The sequence below is a fragment of the Bartonella sp. HY406 genome (genome assembly GCF_025449315.1).
In the GTDB taxonomy this organism is placed as follows: Bacteria; Pseudomonadota; Alphaproteobacteria; order Rhizobiales; family Rhizobiaceae; genus HY038.
Genome location: NZ_CP104897.1, coordinates 1 through 23,034 on the forward strand (window position 1 = coordinate 1; position 23,034 = coordinate 23,034).

At 37.6% G+C, this 23,034-nt stretch carries 18 protein-coding genes; 7 read left to right on the plus strand and 11 right to left on the minus strand.

Translation table 11 applies throughout. The features are described 5' to 3' along the window. The first annotated feature begins 257 nt into the window (after positions 1-257). Complete coding sequence (locus N6B01_RS14965; protein ID WP_262080997.1) at positions 258-1,319, plus strand: replication initiator protein A; 1,062 nt, start codon at positions 258-260, stop codon at positions 1,317-1,319. Between the two features lie 525 nt (positions 1,320-1,844). Here N6B01_RS14965 and N6B01_RS14970 read toward each other — a convergent pair. Both N6B01_RS14970 and N6B01_RS14975 read right to left on the minus strand, forming a co-directional pair. Further along, positions 1,845-2,099 (minus strand): hypothetical protein, encoded by a 255-nt coding sequence (locus N6B01_RS14970; protein ID WP_262080995.1) that lies wholly within the window; start codon positions 2,097-2,099, stop codon positions 1,845-1,847. Next, complete coding sequence (locus tag N6B01_RS14975; RefSeq protein WP_262080994.1) at positions 2,089-2,748, minus strand: ParA family protein; 660 nt, start codon at positions 2,746-2,748, stop codon at positions 2,089-2,091. The genes N6B01_RS14970 and N6B01_RS14975 overlap by 11 nt, the downstream gene beginning before the upstream one ends. Positions 2,749-3,246: 498 nt before the next feature. Between N6B01_RS14975 and N6B01_RS14980 the strand changes: the two genes are divergently transcribed. Then, positions 3,247-6,849: an AAA family ATPase gene (locus tag N6B01_RS14980; protein WP_262081004.1), complete on the plus strand. Its 3,603-nt coding sequence runs from the start codon at positions 3,247-3,249 to the stop codon at positions 6,847-6,849. 85 nt (positions 6,850-6,934) lie between these two features. Here N6B01_RS14980 and N6B01_RS14985 read toward each other — a convergent pair whose 3' ends face one another. From N6B01_RS14985 to N6B01_RS15015, 7 genes are all read right to left on the minus strand, one after another. After that, positions 6,935-7,657: a M48 family metallopeptidase gene (locus N6B01_RS14985; RefSeq protein ID WP_262081005.1), complete on the minus strand. Its 723-nt coding sequence runs from the start codon at positions 7,655-7,657 to the stop codon at positions 6,935-6,937. Continuing rightward, positions 7,654-10,923: a type I restriction endonuclease subunit R gene (locus tag N6B01_RS14990; protein WP_262081007.1), complete on the minus strand. Its 3,270-nt coding sequence runs from the start codon at positions 10,921-10,923 to the stop codon at positions 7,654-7,656. The genes N6B01_RS14985 and N6B01_RS14990 overlap by 4 nt, the downstream gene beginning before the upstream one ends. Beyond that, positions 10,923-11,774, minus strand: coding sequence for a Kiwa anti-phage protein KwaB-like domain-containing protein (locus N6B01_RS14995; RefSeq protein ID WP_262081006.1), 852 nt, complete (start codon positions 11,772-11,774; stop codon positions 10,923-10,925). The genes N6B01_RS14990 and N6B01_RS14995 overlap by 1 nt, the downstream gene beginning before the upstream one ends. Positions 11,775-12,310: 536 nt before the next feature. Further along, entirely contained in the window at positions 12,311-13,456 is a 1,146-nt protein-coding gene (locus N6B01_RS15000; protein WP_410007274.1) for a restriction endonuclease subunit S, read from the minus strand. A gap of 17 nt (positions 13,457-13,473) precedes the next feature. Next, positions 13,474-13,614, minus strand: a complete 141-nt coding sequence (locus N6B01_RS15005) for a hypothetical protein (protein ID WP_262080991.1) — start codon at positions 13,612-13,614, stop codon at positions 13,474-13,476. Beyond that, positions 13,604-15,118, minus strand: coding sequence for a type I restriction-modification system subunit M (locus N6B01_RS15010; protein WP_262080992.1), 1,515 nt, complete (start codon positions 15,116-15,118; stop codon positions 13,604-13,606). The genes N6B01_RS15005 and N6B01_RS15010 overlap by 11 nt, the downstream gene beginning before the upstream one ends. Before the next feature lie 107 nt (positions 15,119-15,225). Then, positions 15,226-15,798, minus strand: coding sequence for a restriction endonuclease subunit S (locus tag N6B01_RS15015; RefSeq protein WP_262080993.1), 573 nt, complete (start codon positions 15,796-15,798; stop codon positions 15,226-15,228). Between the two features lie 479 nt (positions 15,799-16,277). On the opposite strand from N6B01_RS15015, the gene N6B01_RS15020 reads away from it, so the two are divergent. Both N6B01_RS15020 and N6B01_RS15025 read left to right on the plus strand, forming a co-directional pair. Beyond that, positions 16,278-16,937, plus strand: coding sequence for a ParA family protein (locus N6B01_RS15020; RefSeq protein ID WP_262080994.1), 660 nt, complete (start codon positions 16,278-16,280; stop codon positions 16,935-16,937). Then, positions 16,927-17,181 (plus strand): hypothetical protein, encoded by a 255-nt coding sequence (locus N6B01_RS15025; protein ID WP_262080995.1) that lies wholly within the window; start codon positions 16,927-16,929, stop codon positions 17,179-17,181. Before N6B01_RS15020 ends, N6B01_RS15025 begins: the two co-directional genes overlap by 11 nt. Positions 17,182-17,706: 525 nt before the next feature. On the opposite strand, the gene N6B01_RS15030 is transcribed toward N6B01_RS15025, so the two are convergent. After that, entirely contained in the window at positions 17,707-18,768 is a 1,062-nt protein-coding gene (locus N6B01_RS15030; protein ID WP_262080997.1) for a replication initiator protein A, read from the minus strand. 514 nt (positions 18,769-19,282) lie between these two features. Between N6B01_RS15030 and N6B01_RS15035 the strand changes: the two genes are divergently transcribed. The 3 genes from N6B01_RS15035 (at position 19,283) to N6B01_RS15045 (ending at position 22,473) form a co-directional block, all read left to right on the plus strand. Then, a complete protein-coding gene (locus tag N6B01_RS15035) occupies positions 19,283-20,746 on the plus strand; it encodes a hypothetical protein (protein WP_262080999.1) in 1,464 nt (487 codons plus the stop codon). 66 nt (positions 20,747-20,812) lie between these two features. Then, entirely contained in the window at positions 20,813-21,193 is a 381-nt protein-coding gene (locus N6B01_RS15040) for a helix-turn-helix domain-containing protein (protein WP_262081001.1), read from the plus strand. Then, positions 21,193-22,473 (plus strand): type II toxin-antitoxin system HipA family toxin, encoded by a 1,281-nt coding sequence (locus tag N6B01_RS15045; RefSeq protein WP_262081002.1) that lies wholly within the window; start codon positions 21,193-21,195, stop codon positions 22,471-22,473. The genes N6B01_RS15040 and N6B01_RS15045 overlap by 1 nt, the downstream gene beginning before the upstream one ends. On the opposite strand, the gene N6B01_RS15050 is transcribed toward N6B01_RS15045, so the two are convergent. Continuing rightward, complete coding sequence (locus N6B01_RS15050; protein ID WP_262081003.1) at positions 22,454-22,777, minus strand: hypothetical protein; 324 nt, start codon at positions 22,775-22,777, stop codon at positions 22,454-22,456. The genes N6B01_RS15045 and N6B01_RS15050 overlap by 20 nt on opposite strands. Positions 22,778-23,034 lie beyond the last annotated feature (257 nt).

The window sequence follows — 23,034 nt, forward strand, 5'->3', positions numbered from 1 at the left end:
TTTTGAAATCCTATGTGTTAAATATAGTGTTAAATATAGTGTTAAGCCCAAAAAAAACGCTGTAAGCAATTGGTTTGTATAGGTAATTTTAGGTGCACGGTCTTTAAAATCCTGATTTTGGTCTTTAAAATCCTGATTTTGGTCTTTAAAATCCCAACTATCCACAGGGTGTAAGTGCAGGAGCCTTTTTGTAAAGCAAAAAGTCTTTAATACCACGAACCTCTTGACAAAGTCTTTAATACCACGAATATGATGATATGGATCACCAAAGCTTAACCCACCAAAGTTCAACGATTGATAATCTTCTTCCCGACCGATATCCGCAAGGAGATCTGTTTATTTGCGATATTGCCGATGCGGTTTTGAAAGATTTGATCGCTCATATGGAGCATCCATTTTACTCCCTATCAAAGAAACCTGAGACAACTATTCGCCGCTATGAACATAATGGCAATTGGATTGAAATCGTACCAAGCGTTAAGGGGCTTGCAACGATTTATGACAAGGATATCTTGATCTATTGTATTTCTCAGCTCATTGCCAAGAAAAACAAGGGAGAGCCTATTTCTAAGCGCATTCGTATTAGCGCACGTGAATTGTTAATGTTTACCAATCGAGGCACGTCAGGCAAAGACTATGCCGCTATGTGTGAGGCTTTAGATCGCCTTGATGGTACACGGATTAGAACAAATATTAAACGTGGCGATGAAGAGCAGTTTAGCGCCTTTGGCTTGATTGATTCAGCTGCTGTTGCGCGTAAATTTGGTTTGGATGGGCGGCTTTTGTGGTGCGAGGTTACCCTATCGGATTGGGTGTTTAATGCGGTTAATCAAAATGACTATTTAACCCTGCATCGCGACTATTTTAGGTTGCGCAAACCACTCGAGCGGCGCATTTATGAAATTGCCCGCAAGCATTGTGGCCGTCAGCCAACATGGTCGATTAGCGTTGAGCTTTTATATAAAAAAACCGGATCGCGCAGTAAGTTAAAACAATTTCGCTATTTGCTTAAAGATATTGCCGAGAATAATCATTTGCCAGATTATTTTTTGTCGATTGAAGAAAAAGATATGGTGGTCTTTAAAAACCGCTCTGTGGCAAAACCTGTTAATGTCGTGCCCAATAGTGATATCCCAAAGCTTGATGATGATATTTATCATGATGCACGTTTAGCAGCTCCTGGTTGGGATATTTATTTTTTAAAAGATGAATGGCTGTCTTTTTGGGATGCAACAGGTCGCCCCGTTTTACATGATCCCAATGCCGCCTTTCTTGCCTTTTGTCGCCGGCGTTATGAAAAAAATGGCAGTCCAGCATAATCATATTTTTTTATAAACGGCTGCTGTGCTAAATGAAAGCAATTATATCTCTTAAAAATTCTAGAGTTCTCGATACTTTTAATATTTCACATTTGCCTATTTAAATATAACGGTATTTACCGTTTTAGGTATTTATATATTGCGGTATTATTAATTTGCACTCAATAGAGGTTTTTTTTGAGCCTATCTTATGCAATAGAGTATGTCTTGAAGCTATTGTTAGTTAGTCTAAATCTCTCAGGTAATATATGACATCAATCGCCTATAAACCAATGCCTTTTTCACCAAAATTTACACCTATTGCTATGAGCGTAAATATTCGTATCGATTGATTATCAATGGCATTTAGGCCACATGATGAGGAATATTTATGACTGTCTCTGACCATAAATAGCCTTATAGAAAATTGGCCTCCAACAATGACAGCAAAAGAAGAAGGCTTTAAGAAAATCAACACCAAGTTTACCGCTTTAAATATTTACCATGTTACTGACTTAGGTATAAAGGTAAATACCGCTATACCTTTTATTTGTCTTTGGCCTCTTGCTTTTTTATCCACATTTCAAAGGCTTCAACCAATATTTCATTGACTGGTTTATTATAGATCGCGCGCGCTATGCGCATTTGCTTATGAATTGGTTCTGGAAATGTAATTGAAGTTTTAACCATATGCTTGTCGCTCATATTATTAGCTGCACCAACATTTGTGGTTGTTACCTGTGTAGGTAAGAAGCTTTTTGGTTTAGGTGGCACAACGGCGCGCGTTTTCTTATCGTTCATTGCTGTTCTCCGATAGTCTTGTAGCTAATTCGACAATTTCTGCCGCAAGCAAGTCTGCCTTTTCTTCTAAATAGCCAACATTTGACCCTACTTCTGATAATGCGAGGCCATAATTTTGGGCGCGTTGATAAGCGGTTTTGGCTGCTATATCTTGTTTGGCTACATGGAATTTAACGCCGTTTTGCAAATATTGTCTTGCTTCACGCACAGCCACTTCGCTTTCAGTAACCTTGTTGAGCACCATGATGATGCGATCAGGATCAATGCCCTTTTCGACAAGTTCATTGGCAAACATCAGTTGCGGTTCAAGGTCGTCAATTGGTAAACCAGTCGGCACAACAATTAAATCAGATAGCTTGGCAATTTCAAGACTTGATTGATCTGAATCTGGACGACCATCTGCAACAACAAGATCAACCATTTCACGCCTCATCATTGTTGGCATATTATAAGCCTCACCCAAAATGATCGGCTGATGACCATTTTCTTCGCGCAGCTTTGTCCATTTAAACGATGTGAGCTGGCGCGTATTAAAATCGGCAATCTTGACTGACCAACCACCAACCGCATAGGTGCGGGCGATTAATCTAGCAAGTGTGCTTTTACCGACTCCGCCTTTTTGTGACAGGCAAGATATTAGAAGCGGCATAATAGTTCCTCAATGAATCATATAGATAGCTATACCTACTTATTTAAATACCGCAATACCATTTTAAATAAATAGGTAAATACAGCTATACTACTCTTCCTTCATTTTAAACTGAATAAACCTTATGTAGAATAAAGTTTCGAAAGATATTTTTAAAATTCATCAACTGGAGCCAGCTAAATAAAAAGCGATCTTGCAGATATCCTATCATAAAACAATTTTTGAGCAAAAAATTAAATTTTATTTCGAGAATGCTTTTTGATAAAATAAAATGGCAGAAAACCGCCTACTTTTTATTAAAAATGCTTATTTATTAAAAACGGTCGTTTAGAATAAATCTGGCTCCAAATTGGTTTTAATAAAATTAGCACCAATTTGCTTCATTTGCTCATCATTTAATAAAAATCTCATTGTCCTGCTCCGAATAAGATTGACCAATAATAAAATTTCAAACAAATTACTTTAAAGTTATTATAAATTACTTGGGGAGTTTATCACATGACCACTCATTTAACTGCACGTATTGCATGGCATGACAATGGTTGGAATGGGCGTATTTGCTCCCATCCTGAGCTTAATACTTATTGTGTAGGCACTAAATCCTTTCCAGGCGATGTTATTTTGCGGGAGCGTAATCTAGATTTCGAAAAAGATCATGCAGGCCAGTCAATTTGTAATATGGGCAATAAAGATCTACCGCCTTGCATTTATAGCATTAATGCATTTGGGGAGAAACAAATTCAAGGCTATTCAAATCCACCTGCGTTTTTTTATGGTGGAGCAGACCGTGCAGAATGGGAAATTCCACCTGCAACTATTTGCGCATGGCCTTATGAAGCAATGTACTCTGACGAGGTCAAAATAACTGGTAAAATTGATAATAGCAAACGTATTGACCTCGCTAATAAATTTTTTGCAGAGTTAACAATTAATGAAAGCTTGGTTTTTTACTATGCAAACTATTCAAACCCGTTTACTGAGGAAGAAAATCCCAAATATGTAATTATTGGTGTTTCTCGTATAAAAAATATAGGCAAAAATTTAACTTATCCAAATGCTATTGATAAAATAAAAGAGAGATTTGCTGATGGTATGGTATGGGCGCGCAATGTTACGTCTCATTATCCAGATGAAGGATTTTGCATCCCTTATCATCTTTATCGTGATCAACCCGAATTTTTAGAAAAAATTCTTGTTACCCCAGAAAATCCATCAACCTGTAAGTATGGTGCACGTCATCTTAGTGATGATTGCGCGATAGGCATGTTAGAGCAATTGCTTGGTGTGATCTACCAGTTAAAAGCTATTGAAGACACCCAAGATGACTGGAATTTACGAGAAAAATGGCTTTTATCACAAATTGGTAAGCTTTGGCACCGCCGCGGGCTCTATCCTGGTTTATTAGTGGTGATGGATCGGCTTGAGGCCACGTTTTGCATTAAAAATGCAAAACAATTTTGTGAAAAAAATGAAGAAAAAAAAGCTTACAAGCTATTTTTTAATGCACTTGATAATAAAAAAGAATGTCCTGAGCTTAATCTTTTAGGCGAAAATTTGAATAAGATATCACGTTCATGGCTTTTACTTGATGAAAGTAAGCGCAATTTCATTAAATCAGTAGCTGTTCGCGTTGACCTTAATAAAAAACAGTTGGAAACAATTCTAGGCGAAAAACGAAGATCACACGGACTGCCAGATGATCTAAGCGCAATTGTTGAGGACCCATATTTATTAAGTGAATTATATAGGGGCGAAACGCCCGATGATTTTCTAGCTTGGAGCACAATTGATCGAGGTGTTTTCCCATCCCCAGAGCTAGGTGGTGAGGTGCTTTGTGACATGCTCTATGATGATCCGCGTCGTTTTCGTTCGCTCTGTGTTGAACAATTGCGCAAAGAGCCAAATCAGACCTTTCGTTTAGCTGAAACCATTTTACATGAAGTTAATCATCGTATGGACCGTATGCCAGAATGGAAACGGCGAAATTTTACCAAGCAGTATTTTGAGGTTGATCGCGAGCCTTTAGAAAAATCATTGGTGATAAAAAGCAAAGATGGGCAATTATATCTTTATCTTAAATCTGTTTATGAGGATGAGAGGAAGGTAGAAGATGTCTTGATGCGGCTTATGGATCGCTATCCTATTGCGCTAACACGCCCAATACCACAAGGGTTTTGGCGACGAGAATTATTTAATGACGAGTCAAATCTTGCAAAAAAATCACCGAGTGAATATGAAACAGCAATAGAGAAACAAGCAGAACAATGTGATAAAATTTTTAGATTGCCGTTTTCGGTAATATCAGGACATGCCGGCACTGGAAAAACGACGATTATTCGTGCATTGGTATCAGCACTTCGTCAAGTGGAAGGTGATGGCGCGCCCATCAATATTATGACGCCGACTGGAAAAGCAACAGACCGTGTGCGTGCTATTTTTCAGTCTTCTGATACAAGGGAAATTGATGTATCCACTATCCATTCATTTCTTGCGGTAAATGGTTGGCTCAATGATAATTTAACATTTAAGCGACAAGGTGGAAAGCAATGTAACCTTGAAGGTACAATTATCATTGATGAATCCTCAATGCTCGATCTAGCTCTTGCAGCTACTTTTATGAAATCAATCAACTGGCTTCATGTGAAGCGCTTAATTCTTGTAGGTGATCATAATCAATTACCCCCTATTGGGCGGGGAAGACTTTTTTCTGATATTATTGAATGGCTAGCTAAAGACCATGCGGAACATCTAGCAATTCTTAAGACAAATATGCGCCAGATGGAAAATAAGATTGATGGTAACGGGCAGGCTATTCTTGATTTGGCAGAATTATTTTTAGTTGATAATGTGCAAAATAAAGCAACTGCGCCTGCGGTAGAGCTTCTACTGCAAAAAATCCATCAAGGCGGTAAAATTGATGAGGATTTGTATGTAATTTATTGGGATAGTCCTGATGATCTCAACAGCAAGCTTTTGTCCGATTTTATTGCAGAGCTTCCCCATGAGGGGATTGGCACCCCAATTTATAAATTCTGGCAAAAAGAAGTTAATCAAAATAAACCGGAACGATTACAAGTTTTATCACCTCGGCGCGGTGAATTTTATGGCGTTGAGGCTTTAAACGAAAAACTTCAGTCAGCTCTTACAAAAGGTATAATCAATCGAATTGGCGCGGTAGATGGTGTTACATTAAATGACAAAGTTATCCAAATAAAAAATAGAACCACAAAAAACGCAATTTGGGGCTATGATTTTAACAAAAAACAATCTTCTAAAATTGATCTCTTTAATGGCGAAATTGGCTATGTAAACGTACATCCCTTTGACCTTAAAGATTTAAAAAAGGCGTTTCAAGGTCATTCTAAAGCTTATTTAAAACGGTTTATAGTAAAATTTGCTCGCAAAGAGCATATCAATGTTAGTTATGGACGCGATTGCCCCAAAAAGAATGGAACCGAGAGCGTTGAGCAAAACCTTGAACTGGCTTACGCAATATCTATTCACAAGGCGCAGGGTAGCGAGTTCGAAAAAACTTTTGTTGTTATACCATCAACCAAAAGACCATTAAGTGCAGAGCTAATTTATACGGCATTGACCCGCGCCAAAGGACATTGTCGCCTTTATATTGAAAGAGATATAAAGCCGATATTGGATGCGAGGAGAAAGGAAAACTCCCAAAGCATCTTAGTTTCATCTTCAATTTTTGGTGGTTTTCGCGCTGTAGATGAACGGTTGTTACAGCGAAATGACTGGTATGAAAGTGGAAAAATACATGAAGCTTTAAGCGGAGATATGGTTAGATCAAAATCTGAAGTAATAATTGCCAATCTACTTCATCAGGCTGGTATTCCATTTACCTATGAAGAACAACTTATCGCCGGAGATGGCACTTCCTACCTACCAGATTTTACGCTCACTATAAGGGGAGATAAATTTTATTGGGAGCATTGGGGTATGATGAATGATGAGGCCTACATAATATACAAAGAGCAAAAAACGCAATGGTACGATAAGCATTTTAAGAGCCAGCTAATCGAAACCGAAGAGGGGATTGATCTTAGCAAAAAAGTCCAACAGCTAATAGACCAATTATTAAAATAATAGGTTGGATAATTTGGTATAATCGATTGATCGAACATCAATGTTGGGGCTCAATTGTTTTGAATAATAATACTTCTAGCCTATTTTAGGCTAGAAGTAATTCAGCCATGTCATCAAGTTTAATTTTGATTTTCTCCCAGTTAGGTAAATGGTCATCCATCAGCGCATAGAACCGTTTACTATGATTATGTTCACGCAGATGACATAGTTCATGCGTTAAAACATAATCGATACATTCACGCGGCGCTTTTATAAGCATAGGGTTTAAGTTTAGCTGTCCTTGTGGCGAGCAATTGCCCCATTGGGTACGCATATTGACCAATTTAATAGATGGTACGTTATCAATCCAATAAATATCAGCGGCAATCGTATCAAGACGCTTTTGCAAATAGCTTAAAGCGCGGTTTTTATACCAAAGCATAAGTCGCCTTTTAACTGCTAATGGATCTTTATAAGGGAGCTGGACGTGAATATAGCCACTTTTTATCGTAATTTTAGATAGTTGGCCGCTTTCTTCAATTACCTTTAGCTGATAACGCCGACCAAGGTAAAAATGGGTTTCCCCACTTACATATTGGCGAGGTAAAGCAAAACGCTTTAATCTTTTAAATTCATCGAGTTTGCTTTTAATCCATCGTGCTTTTTTAAAAACCGCATTTTGAATATCCTTGAGTTCGCAACTTTCTGGTGCTTCGACTATGACTAAGCCATCTGGTTGCACATGAATGCGAATGCGGTTTTTAATTGCAAGGTTACGGCGGATTTCATAGCTAATTTTTTGATCGCCATAAAATAGATGAAGCATCATTCGTCTTTTATACCTTGAAAGCCTAAATGCACGATTTGAAGAATTTTATTTTGGATTTCCTTAGCTTTATCCAAGCCAAATTGTTTAAATAGCATTGGTAATATCTGCGTTTTGATAGCAGCATCAATATTATGGCTATTGAGCGAGTTTTCAGCTACGGCCTTTTGAACAATATCATCTAAATTAAAACAAAGATTAATATAATTTTCTTTTTCTTCACCATCTATTTCATCGCCGAATTCCAATTTTAAAATGCCGTAAAATGCACTTGCGCGACGATTATTTTCTAAAGCTTTAGGTATGCCGTCCACTTCATTTTTATTGATTTTTTGTTCAAGTTCTTCAAAAAGATTAAATTGTTTAAAAGGATGATTAAAAAGATCCTTCGCGTCCTCAATCGCTTTACGTAATAATTGGGAAAAATAAGTTTTGGCGTAAGGGTCAAACGCCAATTTTTCCTCAATCGTTTTGGTTAAACGTGAACGAATAAGGTCAGTCTCATTTCGTAACTTTTCTTTTGACCATTCCTCAGGCTTTGACGGCTTATCAAGGTCACTAATAATCAAAACGCCATCAGGTTCTTTTATGTCCTCACCAACAACATGACGATCAACTAATTTTCTTATTTGCTCATCATACAGGCTAAAATCTACAGTTTCTTGTGCATCTTGTTTCGCTATTTTTCGCAAGTGGCTATAAAATTTTAAACTGTTTTTATAATTGGCTATGTCATCTTCACTAAAGGATTTATCCTCATAAAAGGATTGAGAACTTATCGCAATTTTAAAAGCAAGCGCAAAATTCGTCAGTGCTTCATAAAAATCTTCACGAATTTTTTGATTTTCATCAAAAACAGAACCATCAGCTTTAGTGATAAAGCTTGGAATAAGGAGTTGACGATATTGCTCAAAATCCTTCTTGTTTTTTACTTTTACAAAAACATCATTAAGTTTATCCAATAAGGCGGGCAAGCGTTTATATTGAGTTGATACATCACTATAAAGGCCACTAAGATCGTCAATATCAAAACCGCTTTGAGTTTTTTGCGCTAAATCATGATATTCAACTATTGCTGTATCAAGTTCTTTTAAAATCCCACGGTAATCAATTAAAAGTCCATATTTTTTTTGGTCATGGAGGCGATTAACACGCGCAATAGCTTGAATAAGATTATGCGTGTGTAATGATTTATCAATATAAAGGACGGCATTTTTAGGCTCATCAAAACCAGTTAAGAGCTTTTCAACCACGATAAGAATATCCGGCGCACCATCTTGTCCAAATGCTTCAATTGTTTCACGCTCATAAGTCTCTGCATTACCCTTAATATTATCCTTCCACCATTGTTGTACCAGCGGCAATTGTGTGACATTAATCTCTTCATGCCCTTCACGTGTCTCTGGTGGGGAAATAATAATTGCGCTTGTTACAAGACCAGTGTCATCAAGAGCCTTTTTATAGCGAATGGCAGAAATTTTACCATCAACTGCTAATTGCCCCTTTAAGGGGCTGCTTAGTTGTTTAAAATTTTCATCAAAATGCGTGGCAATATCAAGAGCAATGAGCTCAATACGATTTTGTGCACGATAAATAGCATCTTTGCTACTATATTTTTGCTTAAGATCGCTTTTTTGCTCATCGCTCAAACTTGCGGTATACTTATCAAACCAATTATCAATTGCCTTATCATTGACGTTAATTATCGGTTGGCGTTCTTCATATAGAAGCGGTGTTACCGTACCATCTTTAACTGCTTGTTGCATGGTATAGGCATGGATAATGGGGCCAAACTTATTGGTGGTTTTTTCATTATGTAAAAGCGGCGTGCCAGTAAAAGCAATAAAGGCAGCATTGGGCAAAGCGTGTTTCATGCGCTGATGATTTTCGCCGCCATGGCTACGATGGCCTTCATCAACCAAAACAATTAAATTATTATCATCGCTATGGCACTCGGGTAATTTTGTTGCGGTAGCAAATTTATGAATAAGGGTAAATATAATACGCTCATTACCTTTGGCTATACGTTCCGCAAGATCACGGCCCGTTGCAGCTTTGGCTTTTGCGGCATCTTGAGATAAACCCAGCCCTAAAGCACCGCCGCTTGAAAAAGTGCGTGCCAATTGGTTTTCAAGGTCGATGCGGTCCGTCACAACTAAAATGCGGCAGGCGCTAAGGTCACGCAGGAGCAAAAGTGCCTTACATAAATAAACCATGGTAAAACTTTTGCCAGAACCGGTTGTATGCCAAATAACGCCGCCCTCACGCCCCCCGTGGCTATTAATTGTAGAAACACGATTAATGAGTGCTTTAACACCAAAAACTTGTTGGTACCGAGCAGCAATTTTACCAAGTTTTTTATCAAAAATGATAAAAAAGCGGATGAATTCAAGTAATCTATCGGGTGATAGCAGGCTGATAATCAACTTATCCTGATTGGTGGAGCTTAACAACCCTGCCCATAAGCGTTTGAAATAATCATAGGTTATTTTGGGCTTATCATCTAACAATGCTGCAAGCTGTATTTCTGTTAAGGGCGCATTTTTTATGCGATCAAAATGAGCTTCATCAAAATCTTGCTCTTGCCAATTGGCCCAAAATTTTGCACTTGTTCCAGTTGTTGCATAGCGCCCATCAATACTATTAATTGATAAAAGCAATTGAGAATAGGCAAAAAGATGGGGAATTTCATCACTTCTTTGGTTGCGTATCGATTGGCTAATCCCCTCAACAATCATTGACTTATTGGGGTTACCCGATGCGGCCTTTTTAGCTTCAATCACGACAAGGGGTAAGCCATTAACAAAACACACAATATCGGGCCGGCGTTTTTGCACGCCATCCAAGGCTAATACTTCAAATTCTTCAGTAACGATGAATGAATTATTTTGAACATCATGCCAATCAATAATTGGAATTGTTGCAACATGTTTTTTACCATTGATAAATTCAGTAACAGCAACACCAAATAATAAGGCATTGTAAAGCTTTTCATTGGCAGATAATAGACCATTTTCCATTAAAGGGGCGGTTAAATCGCGGACAATTTGGCTAATGGAGTTGGGTGATAAGGGGTAATATTGCCCCTGATACTCAAAACGGCGCTTTTGCAATTCTTTCAATAATATAGTTTCAAGCACCACCTTAGAATTATCGGGGCGCAAGTCATGCATAGCAGCGCGCGGCAAAAATTGCCACCCTAAAACCATCAAAGTTTTAAGTGCAGGAATATGGGCCGCATATTGTTCTGAAATATTGGGAAGAATGATTAAACCCCTTTCTTAGAATTGGTCATATAGCGCTTTTTAGATAATGCTGCTTCATAAAGACCGTCATCCAAAAGCCGTAAAAACTGTTCAAGTAATTTTTTGTCTTGCGGCACCACAACTTGACCATTCGTCAAGTCAAGTGTCAGCTTTAACGCCTTAGCTTTTTTGACAATTTTATTAGGTTTACAATTTTGTAAAACATTATCGTTCATGACTTTATGAATCAATTTTCGTATGGTTTGGTTTGCATCTTGTTTCAATTCATCAAGTTTGGATATAAATAAGGAAGGGTGATTTGCAAAGCTGTCAATATCATTATTGGTTGCGGCTTGAAAAAAATCCAGCAAATCAAAAATCATGCGTAAATTACTATAACTTATAAATTTAATCAAATTATCTTCTACAATACAAGCTATACTACTATCTAGCGAGAATACAGGGGCTTTAACTTCAGTAAAACTATTTTTTGATAAGGAAAAAGCATTTTTATTATGCAATATTTGTTTAGACGTAAAGCGCTGAATAAGTAATTTTGATGACCCATCATAAACAAATAATGCTTTAATACCTTCATTATTAAAATTTTTTAAATCAGTTTGTTGTATCGATAAGGGATTATTTTTAACTTCATTTATCAAATTGACCACTTCTGTGGTGGCGGGGAGTGTTATTAACTCATTGCTATCGGGTTTCCAATTACCATCAAAAGCAACTTCAACATCTCTGCCTTTACGAAACTTGGTTTCTTGCTGCGCAAAAGTGCTTGAAACCTTTTGATCTGCCTGATTATCAAGCGGAATACGCTTGATAGAAATACCCTGTATTGTTTTGCAATATGCAAATAGCGTCATTTTATCCTCCATTATTCAAAATTAAGCACTAAATATTCAGTTAATTGGCAAATTTTTAAGTTGTCCTTGGCATTTCGCAGTTCTCTTTTTGTTATTAAAATATACGAAACCCCCTCATCTGTGCTGATTTTGTAAAAGCGCCAGCCTAATAAATTCATTAAGGGATTTGCATAAAAGCCGGCACTAACAATAGTAACCAATAAAAAAACCAATAGGGTGGGGAAAATGATCCCCCAATTCATTGTATTGAATTGCGCGGTAAAAAGCGGCGATAAATATAATAAAAGAAAGCTGGTTTGATCTCTATCGACCGTTTCTATGTCTTTTATCTTGAAGTCAAAACGCTCCAAATGTTTGCGGCAATGCCATAATAAATATATGAGCAAACAAAAGAAAAATAAAAACGCAATTGAGCAAAATGCAGCAAGTTCAAATTTACATTCAAAGGCTAAACTTACAGCATAAACTAAAAAAACTGGGGAAATACCGCTACTAATATAGATAAATTTATCCGATTTATTTAGCATATCAGCCTCTTAAACTATATTAACACGGCGTTTACCGGTTAAAAGCTGCTGCATGAGGGCGGCCTTTTCTTGCCTTAAGGCACTTGCCTTTGCTTGCAAATTTTCGATATTTTTGTCCATATTGGATAAAACATCTGCAATGGCCTGTTGTTCTTCTATCGGTGGTAGCCATAAATTTAAGCGATTGATTTTCGCTTTATTCAAGGTTTTCCCTTTTACTGCCTGATCAATTTCCGAATTAAAATCTACAATTTGCAAAGCATAATAAACATATTGCCAGTTTGTTAAGTTTCTGTCCTTGATAATCAAAGCGCATATTGCCTCATTTGTATAACAATCTTGCATCAATAGAGCTATTTTTCCGATTGTCAGTTTAAAACTCATCACAAGCGTTCCCGCAGGGATTAGCGTTGCATTGCTTTTCGTTACTCCTAAATCGCTTATGTATTCTGTTGTATCGTAAATTTTTGGATATTGTAGATTAGCTATTGTCAGCCAACGATTATTTGTAACTTTTTCGGTATCCCAATAAGCCAGATTAGAGCGAGAAGGAGTTCCGCCAATTCTTAAATCGAATGTTTCCTTAAAGGTATTTAATTGCCAATTCTCGTTAAAACAAAAACCATTATCATCCTTCAAACGCTTTTTGCCAGTGAGCAGTTGTTGCATCAGACCTTTTTTTAACAATTCACTATTAGCAATAAGTTTTTCAGTTGCCAAAATAGCTTTATCCCATGTCGATAAAATCTCTGCTATCCGTTTTTGTTCTGCAAGAGGGGGAAACACTAACTCGGTATGATAGATTGGTTTTTGAGAAATTAGGGGTTGACCGCCCTTGTTCCGCAATTTTGATAGATTGGACTTAACGAGCAAAAACAACAAAAATTGTGGGTCAATTTCTAATTTAATTGATTTCGTATAAAGCGCATTATCTGTAATCCATTTTTTTCCAGTAATTAATCGTGTAACACCGCAATACTCTCCTACGCGACCAATTATAATATTATTTCCATCAATATTATAATGGCGTGAATATCCCAAAATACCATTTCCGCCATATATGGGATATGGATAACTGCATTCGTACGTCTTAACTATATCTTCAGGTTTAGATTCTCCACTTGACAGTTGAAATACATCAGACAATTGATACATTTGCCACCCCTCTGGTATCATTTGCCACCGCCGTTTTCATTTGGGTTTATCGGTTGTGCAAAAACACTTTTTGTATAAAGGAAGATACGTGCATCTGCTTTTGCAGCCAACGCAATCAAATACGCCAAAACTGCGCTAAATTTGCTGTTAAAACTCATAACCCAATTCCTTAAGGTAATTTTCCATTTGCTGCTCTAGCCCATCAAGCTCAGTGCGCAGGCTTTGGCGCTCGCGGTAAACCGCTAAAAGGTCAATTTCTGCCTCTTCCTCAAATGTATCGACATAACGGGGGATATTAAGGTTAAAATCATTATCAGCCATATCTTGTAGGCTTGCCAATGTTGCATATTTTTCAATATTTTGGCGGGCACGATAGGTTTCAACAATTTTAGCTATATTATCATCTGATAAGATATTTTGGTTTTTGCCAGAAATAAATTCGCGTGAGGCATCAATGAATAATGTATTTTTATCTTTTTTATCCTTACGCAAAATTAAAATAACCGCCGGAATGCCAGTACCAAAAAACAGCTTTTCAGGTAGGCCAATAACCGCGTCCAACAGATTTTCCTCGACCAATTTTTGGCGAATTTTCCCCTCGCTAGAGCCGCGAAAAAGCACGCCATGAGGGGCAACCACTGCCATGCGGCCAGTTTTTGGTTTCATCACCTCGACCATGTGTAAAATAAAAGCATAATCGCCCTTGGTTTTTGGCGGCAAACCACGGCGAAAGCGGCCAAACTTATCACTATCAGCCTTACCATGCCCCCAATTATCCAAGCTAAAGGGCGGATTAGCCACCACAACATCAAAATGCTTTAAACTATCATCACTATTTAATAAGCGTGGTGAGCCAATAGTGTCGCCCCATTCAATGCGGTGATTATCCTCGCCATGCAAAAACATATTCATTTTGGCTAGCGCCCAAGTGCTGCCAATCGACTCTTGCCCATAAAGTGCATATTGCTTGGCACCATCATGCTCAGCCTGAATGCGTTTGCCGCATTTCATCAATAAAGAGGCCGAGCCGCAGGTGGGGTCACAAATTTCATCGCCAAGTTTTGGCTGCATAAGCTCGGCCATTAATTCCGATATTTGGGGGGGGGTATAAAACTCCCCGGCTGAACGACCAGAATTTGAAGCAAATTTATAGATTAAATATTCATAAGTATTACCAATAACGTCTTGATTACCAACACGGCTTGGGCGCAAGTCTAATTTTTCATCACCAAAGGCGGTTAAAAGGTCGCAAAGCAAAGCATTTTTTGTCGCCTCCTCACCCAACTTATTAGCATTAAAGCTAATGTCACGAAACACGTCACGCAATTTGCTTATATTGGCTTCTTCTATTGCGTGAAAGGCCTTATCAATGCGCTCGCCATTACCTGCTTCAAAGCGCTGTTTGTAAAGAGTGGCAAAATTTGCCTCCAACGGTAAAACAAAGCGTTCGTTGTTTAAAAGTTCCTTGATAAGCTCTGGCTCATCACCATATTGCTTTTGATAATCGTCATAATGATCACGCCAGACATCACTAATATATTTTAAAAATAGCATAGAAAGCACGTAATCCTTATATTCAGCTGGATCAACTTTGCTGCGAAAAATATCACATATCGCCCATGCCTTATTATTGATTTCATCTTGTTTAATCATTGTTGTCATTTGAAAGCTCTCAAGCATTTTAAAGGAATTAATAATAAAGCCACATGAAGGTTATGTGTAGTTCTAATCTCGATCTATATTTTGATACCTTGTTTTGTATAAAATACTTATGTTTGTGCTAGTGTCTGCGCCAAAGCATCTATCTGTTTTTGTCGCATATTCATTAGGCCTTGATAAATCTGCTTTTCTTTATTTGCCGCTTTATAAAAGGCAAGAATGGTGTTTTGCTGCGCCAATGGTGGAATTTTTATAGGCAAATTTAATAAATCGTCTTTGCGGATTGTCGGAGTTACGGCACCCGTCTTTGTACGATTGATTAGATTTTGGGCTGGCTTTTGATTGATTTGCCAACTTAAAAATTGCGGGCTAATTATTTTAGATTTTAAACGGAAAATAAAAAAATGCGGTGCACAAGTGGCTAAATGCGGCGGCTCAATAATTGGATAAGCATAAGCATGCAAACCGCGTGCTGAAAAAATAACATCGCCATCCAACAATAAATATTTTTCCGCATTTGTTGGCAAAGTAAGTAAAGGCACTGACGGCCAATCAATACCATTATCGACATCAACATTTTTGAGTTGGATAAATGCAGTCTTGCCTATGGCTAAGCGGTCAGGCGATTCACGTAGCGGATAACCTAAAAAAATATCGACAATTTTTGTTAAATTAACAATCATACGACTTCCCTAACCTTGCGCTTCAAGCGCCAATACAAGGCAACATAGTTAATATGTAGAGGAAAAAGAAAGTCTTGTCAAGCGTTAAATTTGCACCATCAGCAATGATGCAAAGATAATAGGCGCAATTATTGCAATATGAGCTATTCTAAACGACCGTTTTTAATAAATAAGCATTTTTAATAAAAAGTAGGCGGTTTTCTGCCATTTTATTTTATCAAAAAGCATTCTCGAAATAAAATTTAATTTTTTGCTCAAAAATTGTTTTATGATAGGATATCTGCAAGATCGCTTTTTATTTAGCTGGCTCCAGTTGATGAATTTTAAAAATATCTTTCGAAACTTTATTCTACATAAGGTTTATTCAGTTTAAAATGAAGGAAGAGTAGTATAGCTGTATTTACCTATTTATTTAAAATGGTATTGCGGTATTTAAATAAGTAGGTATAGCTATCTATATGATTCATTGAGGAACTATTATGCCGCTTCTAATATCTTGCCTGTCACAAAAAGGCGGAGTCGGTAAAAGCACACTTGCTAGATTAATCGCCCGCACCTATGCGGTTGGTGGTTGGTCAGTCAAGATTGCCGATTTTAATACGCGCCAGCTCACATCGTTTAAATGGACAAAGCTGCGCGAAGAAAATGGTCATCAGCCGATCATTTTGGGTGAGGCTTATAATATGCCAACAATGATGAGGCGTGAAATGGTTGATCTTGTTGTTGCAGATGGTCGTCCAGATTCAGATCAATCAAGTCTTGAAATTGCCAAGCTATCTGATTTAATTGTTGTGCCGACTGGTTTACCAATTGACGACCTTGAACCGCAACTGATGTTTGCCAATGAACTTGTCGAAAAGGGCATTGATCCTGATCGCATCATCATGGTGCTCAACAAGGTTACTGAAAGCGAAGTGGCTGTGCGTGAAGCAAGACAATATTTGCAAAACGGCGTTAAATTCCATGTAGCCAAACAAGATATAGCAGCCAAAACCGCTTATCAACGCGCCCAAAATTATGGCCTCGCATTATCAGAAGTAGGGTCAAATGTTGGCTATTTAGAAGAAAAGGCAGACTTGCTTGCGGCAGAAATTGTCGAATTAGCTACAAGACTATCGGAGAACAGCAATGAACGATAAGAAAACGCGCGCCGTTGTGCCACCTAAACCAAAAAGCTTCTTACCTACACAGGTAACAACCACAAATGTTGGTGCAGCTAATAATATGAGCGACAAGCATATGGTTAAAACTTCAATTACATTTCCAGAACCAATTCATAAGCAAATGCGCATAGCGCGCGCGATCTATAATAAACCAGTCAATGAAATATTGGTTGAAGCCTTTGAAATGTGGATAAAAAAGCAAGAGGCCAAAGACAAATAAAAGGTATAGCGGTATTTACCTTTATACCTAAGTCAGTAACATGGTAAATATTTAAAGCGGTAAACTTGGTGTTGATTTTCTTAAAGCCTTCTTCTTTTGCTGTCATTGTTGGAGGCCAATTTTCTATAAGGCTATTTATGGTCAGAGACAGTCATAAATATTCCTCATCATGTGGCCTAAATGCCATTGATAATCAATCGATACGAATATTTACGCTCATAGCAATAGGTGTAAATTTTGGTGAAAAAGGCATTGGTTTATAGGCGATTGATGTCATATATTACCTGAGAGATTTAGACTAACTAACAATAGCTTCAAGACATACTCTATTGCATAAGATAGGCTCAAAAAAAACCTCTATTGAGTGCAAATTAATAATACCGCAATATATAAATACCTAAAACGGTAAATACCGTTATATTTAAATAGGCAAATGTGAAATATTAAAAGTATCGAGAACTCTAGAATTTTTAAGAGATATAATTGCTTTCATTTAGCACAGCAGCCGTTTATAAAAAAATATGATTATGCTGGACTGCCATTTTTTTCATAACGCCGGCGACAAAAGGCAAGAAAGGCGGCATTGGGATCATGTAAAACGGGGCGACCTGTTGCATCCCAAAAAGACAGCCATTCATCTTTTAAAAAATAAATATCCCAACCAGGAGCTGCTAAACGTGCATCATGATAAATATCATCATCAAGCTTTGGGATATCACTATTGGGCACGACATTAACAGGTTTTGCCACAGAGCGGTTTTTAAAGACCACCATATCTTTTTCTTCAATCGACAAAAAATAATCTGGCAAATGATTATTCTCGGCAATATCTTTAAGCAAATAGCGAAATTGTTTTAACTTACTGCGCGATCCGGTTTTTTTATATAAAAGCTCAACGCTAATCGACCATGTTGGCTGACGGCCACAATGCTTGCGGGCAATTTCATAAATGCGCCGCTCGAGTGGTTTGCGCAACCTAAAATAGTCGCGATGCAGGGTTAAATAGTCATTTTGATTAACCGCATTAAACACCCAATCCGATAGGGTAACCTCGCACCACAAAAGCCGCCCATCCAAACCAAATTTACGCGCAACAGCAGCTGAATCAATCAAGCCAAAGGCGCTAAACTGCTCTTCATCGCCACGTTTAATATTTGTTCTAATCCGTGTACCATCAAGGCGATCTAAAGCCTCACACATAGCGGCATAGTCTTTGCCTGACGTGCCTCGATTGGTAAACATTAACAATTCACGTGCGCTAATACGAATGCGCTTAGAAATAGGCTCTCCCTTGTTTTTCTTGGCAATGAGCTGAGAAATACAATAGATCAAGATATCCTTGTCATAAATCGTTGCAAGCCCCTTAACGCTTGGTACGATTTCAATCCAATTGCCATTATGTTCATAGCGGCGAATAGTTGTCTCAGGTTTCTTTGATAGGGAGTAAAATGGATGCTCCATATGAGCGATCAAATCTTTCAAAACCGCATCGGCAATATCGCAAATAAACAGATCTCCTTGCGGATATCGGTCGGGAAGAAGATTATCAATCGTTGAACTTTGGTGGGTTAAGCTTTGGTGATCCATATCATCATATTCGTGGTATTAAAGACTTTGTCAAGAGGTTCGTGGTATTAAAGACTTTTTGCTTTACAAAAAGGCTCCTGCACTTACACCCTGTGGATAGTTGGGATTTTAAAGACCAAAATCAGGATTTTAAAGACCAAAATCAGGATTTTAAAGACCGTGCACCTAAAATTACCTATACAAACCAATTGCTTACAGCGTTTTTTTTGGGCTTAACACTATATTTAACACTATATTTAACACATAGGATTTCAAAAATTTAAAAATAGTTGAAACACAACCCAAATTCTTCGTCCAAATTTATCAACTCAAATGAACAAAAATCAGATCACTTGTCAAAAACGACCAAATGCACTCACGCTAAAAATTAAAGTTCTATTATCTTAAATGACAGAGAAGTCTGAAAGGTAAAAGGCTCTAGAAAAAAGTGACGCTACTAAATCTTCTCGATATTTACAAAAAAGTATAGTGTGTATCCTTTTTTAAAATCGTTTAGAAAGCAAGGATAAATGCTATGGTGAAAAGCCCTGTCTCAGGTGTTGCGGGATCTGTACGCATTCAAAGATTGTCAGCCGTTGCTTTTGCTGCAGCAGAGGCTCATGGAAAGAGGCTAGACCATAATGGTAAAATGCGAGCCATAAATGATTTGCCACCTTTAACAACAACAGGCCTTCATCTTAGTGAATTATATCAAGCTCACGCTAAAGACACTATGAGATCAAAAAGCAAAACAAAAGCTCTCCATGCAATTATTCAGTTTCCTGCTCAATTGATAAATCATAACGATAAACAAAATATGCTAAACTATGCTAGAAAATTTATGCAAAAGATATTTGGAGATAATGCTATTTTTGCCGACCGTATGGATCAAGATGAAAAAAGCCAACATGTCGTTGATATATTCTTAGCACCAAAATACATAAAAGAAACCAAACATAGAAAACAATTAGCTATTTCAACTTCAAAACACTTAAAAATCCTTGCAAATAATTATAATAGACCAATTACCTTATGGGGCCAGGGGCAAGCTCTTCAAGATGCCTTTTTTGACTATCTGCGTAATGATATGGCTATCCATAATGTCCAACGTGGCGCCAAAAAGAAAACAAGAACACCTGATTGGCTATCACCCGAAAAATTGATTCATGAGGCGAAAATTGAAACCCAAAAAAATGAAATTAAAAAGCTACAGCAAGAACGAAAGCTATTAGAAGAAAAAATTGTAGCGATAAATATTACATTACAAAATTGGCAACACATGAATGATGAAATGGCTAAGCTTTACAAAATAGCGCAAATAAATAAACCATTAGAACAAATTCATCATGAAGCAGAAAGAAAATGTGAAGAAACCCTTACTCTTTGGCAAACGAGCGGTGCTAAACATGGCAGCCGTGAAGATTTTTATCAATCAATTGCAGAAAACAAAAAAATTATGGAAATAACTGCTATTGATGAAAAAAATAATAGGCTGGAGGGAATTGATGCTAAAACAGGTGAATTTTTTGCCGTTACTTTTCCGATTACACGCGAACAATGGCGTGATTATCAATTTAGATATTTTTCAGATTTATTTTCAGACCAGAGAGAAATGAAAATCGACCACCAAGTCATGAACAATAAAAAGATGCTTTCAAAACTTATTGAAGGATTCAAGAATGTAAAAAAATTAGGCCAAAAATTATTTCTCTATTTTTCAAATCTTCATAAAAATTTATTCAAAGATAAAAGTCCTCAATCAGTTGAATATCTTGCTTCCGCGCTTATTCTTTGTGAAAAGCCTCGCGATCGATATTACGAAGATGTTAAAAACTATGAAAAGCTAGTTGAAGAATTTCATAATCATGAGCTCAATTGTATAAAGCCAGAAATTATCGCTGAGTTAAATGCTCAGATAAAAAATATAACGGACGAACCTTCACCACCAAAAGATGAAGATAATTATCAATATAGCTGTTCACCATCACCGGGCTGGTAATTCGTATCAAAATTAAAATGGATATATATTGTTTTATTTTATATTATACCGTATATATACGGTATTATGAAAAACCAAAACCTTCCGTCTTTCCGCGCACGTTCTGAGCTTATAAAATTAGGCAGCGATATTGCTATTGCACGCAAAAAGCGAAAAATGACCCAGAAACGTCTTGCTGATGGGGCAGGTGTAAATGTGGAAACGATACGGCGGCTAGAAAAAGGTCAAGCTGGAATATCTATAGGTGTTCTTGCTATGGTTTTGATAACCCTTGGTGAGCCGAACCGTTTAGGCAAAATGCTTGATATGGCTTCGGACGATATAGGCTTAGTGCATGACGCCAATAGGCTGCCTAAAAGAATTCGCTCATTAAACAGTAAAAAACGAAACCTTGAGCAGTTAGAGGCTCCACAAAACACTATGCAAGACAATGGCGAGGCCTTTTAATGGCGCAAACAGAATTTAACATATGTATTGGCGATTTAGGAATAGAAGTAGGCACACTTTGGTTTGAAGCCAATGGTGCGCGTCAGCACAGCACATTTCAATATAGCCAATCTTGGTTGAGTAATCCACGGCGCTTTGCGATTGCCCCAGCAATAGCTTTATCCGAAAATCGCTTTTTCTTTAAAGCTGATGACGAGATGAGTTCACCTTTACCGCCACCGCTTGCAGATGCTTCGCCAGATTCCTGGGGGCGAAATATTATTCGGCGGCAAGCAAGAGCGCTTTCCCCAAATGCAACGCCTCTAAACGAATGTGATTATATTTCTGCAATTGATGACTTTAGTCGTATTGGAGCTTTACGGTTAAAGGATCCCAAAACAGGTAAGTTTATTGCAACCAACTCTCATTCTCATAAGCATGATGAGATCCCGCCACTTTTACAACTTGATGAGATGCGTCGCATCATTGCTTTGGTTGAAGAAAATGATCTTGATGGTGATGACCATGTATTGTTAACAAATCTTGTAGCTGCTGCTGGGTCTCTAGGAGGCGCGCGGCCAAAATGCTCGGTTATTGATAAGGCCGGCATCTTATATATTGCTAAATTTACATCAGTACGCGATCAAATGCCTGTAGAAGTGGCAGAAGTTTTAACTTTGGAGCTTGCTCGCCAATGTGGTCTCAATACGCCACAAGCAACTTTAGACAAGCATGGGAAACATGCTGTAGCGCTTATAAAACGGTTTGATCGCAATGACAAAGGGCGTTTACCTTATATTTCAGCGCAAACTATGCTGCAACGACCAGATGCGACGTCGGGAACTTATGAGGAATTAGCACAATCGATAAGAGCCTATTCTGATAATCCACTACGTGATTTAAATGAATTATTTATGCGAATTGCATTTACTATCCTTGTTTCAAATGTTGATGACCATTTAAAAAATCATGGCTTCCTTTATCAGGGTAAGGAAAAATGGCGTCTCTCGCCGCTTTTTGATGTTAATCCTGCACCCGAGCGGCATAAAGAGCTAAAAACAGCAATTTCAGCAATTTCTGGTACAACTGCAAGTATTGAGACTTTAATCGAACATTCTTTATTTTTTGAAATTATAAAAGATAAAGCCGTTGCACAAATTTCACATATGGCTGAAATCATTGCTACTAATTGGCGAGGACTTGCATCCCAATATGGCATGACAAACAAAGACATTAATGCATATCGCTCTGCTTTTGAACATGACGAGATGACACTTGCTCTTAAGCTTTTAAAGTCATAAATTTTCTAGCATAGTTTAGCATATTTTGTTTATCGTTATGATTTATCAATTGAGCAGGAAACTGAATAATTGCATGGAGAGCTTTTGTTTTGCTTTTTGATCTCATAGTGTCTTTAGCGTGAGCTTGATATAATTCACTAAGATGAAGGCCTGTTGTTGTTAAAGGTGGCAAATCATTTATGGCTCGCATTTTACCATTATGGTCTAGCCTCTTTCCATGAGCCTCTGCTGCAGCAAAAGCAACGGCTGACAATCTTTGAATGCGTACAGATCCCGCAACACCTGAGACAGGGCTTTTCACCATAGCATTTATCCTTGCTTTCTAAACGATTTTAAAAAAGGATACACACTATACTTTTTTGTAAATATCGAGAAGATTTAGTAGCGTCACTTTTTTCTAGAGCCTTTTACCTTTCAGACTTCTCTGTCATTTAAGATAATAGAACTTTAATTTTTAGCGTGAGTGCATTTGGTCGTTTTTGACAAGTGATCTGATTTTTGTTCATTTGAGTTGATAAATTTGGACGAAGAATTTGGGTTGTGTTTCAACTATTTTTAAAT

Coding starts and splice junctions, on each gene's coding strand:
- N6B01_RS15010 (WP_262080992.1), bottom strand. CDS start 15,118: ATGACAACAATGATTAAACAAGATGAAATCAATAATAAGGCATGGGCG.
- N6B01_RS15000 (WP_410007274.1), bottom strand. CDS start 13,456: ATGTATCAATTGTCTGATGTATTTCAACTGTCAAGTGGAGAATCTAAA.
- N6B01_RS15005 (WP_262080991.1), bottom strand. CDS start 13,614: ATGAGTTTTAACAGCAAATTTAGCGCAGTTTTGGCGTATTTGATTGCG.
- N6B01_RS14965 (WP_262080997.1), top strand. CDS start 258: ATGGATCACCAAAGCTTAACCCACCAAAGTTCAACGATTGATAATCTT.
- N6B01_RS15020 (WP_262080994.1), top strand. CDS start 16,278: ATGCCGCTTCTAATATCTTGCCTGTCACAAAAAGGCGGAGTCGGTAAA.
- N6B01_RS14975 (WP_262080994.1), bottom strand. CDS start 2,748: ATGCCGCTTCTAATATCTTGCCTGTCACAAAAAGGCGGAGTCGGTAAA.
- N6B01_RS14995 (WP_262081006.1), bottom strand. CDS start 11,774: ATGACGCTATTTGCATATTGCAAAACAATACAGGGTATTTCTATCAAG.
- N6B01_RS15040 (WP_262081001.1), top strand. CDS start 20,813: ATGAAAAACCAAAACCTTCCGTCTTTCCGCGCACGTTCTGAGCTTATA.
- N6B01_RS14980 (WP_262081004.1), top strand. CDS start 3,247: ATGACCACTCATTTAACTGCACGTATTGCATGGCATGACAATGGTTGG.
- N6B01_RS15045 (WP_262081002.1), top strand. CDS start 21,193: ATGGCGCAAACAGAATTTAACATATGTATTGGCGATTTAGGAATAGAA.
- N6B01_RS15015 (WP_262080993.1), bottom strand. CDS start 15,798: ATGATTGTTAATTTAACAAAAATTGTCGATATTTTTTTAGGTTATCCG.
- N6B01_RS14985 (WP_262081005.1), bottom strand. CDS start 7,657: ATGATGCTTCATCTATTTTATGGCGATCAAAAAATTAGCTATGAAATC.
- N6B01_RS15030 (WP_262080997.1), bottom strand. CDS start 18,768: ATGGATCACCAAAGCTTAACCCACCAAAGTTCAACGATTGATAATCTT.
- N6B01_RS15025 (WP_262080995.1), top strand. CDS start 16,927: ATGAACGATAAGAAAACGCGCGCCGTTGTGCCACCTAAACCAAAAAGC.
- N6B01_RS15050 (WP_262081003.1), bottom strand. CDS start 22,777: ATGGTGAAAAGCCCTGTCTCAGGTGTTGCGGGATCTGTACGCATTCAA.
- N6B01_RS14970 (WP_262080995.1), bottom strand. CDS start 2,099: ATGAACGATAAGAAAACGCGCGCCGTTGTGCCACCTAAACCAAAAAGC.
- N6B01_RS15035 (WP_262080999.1), top strand. CDS start 19,283: ATGGTGAAAAGCCCTGTCTCAGGTGTTGCGGGATCTGTACGCATTCAA.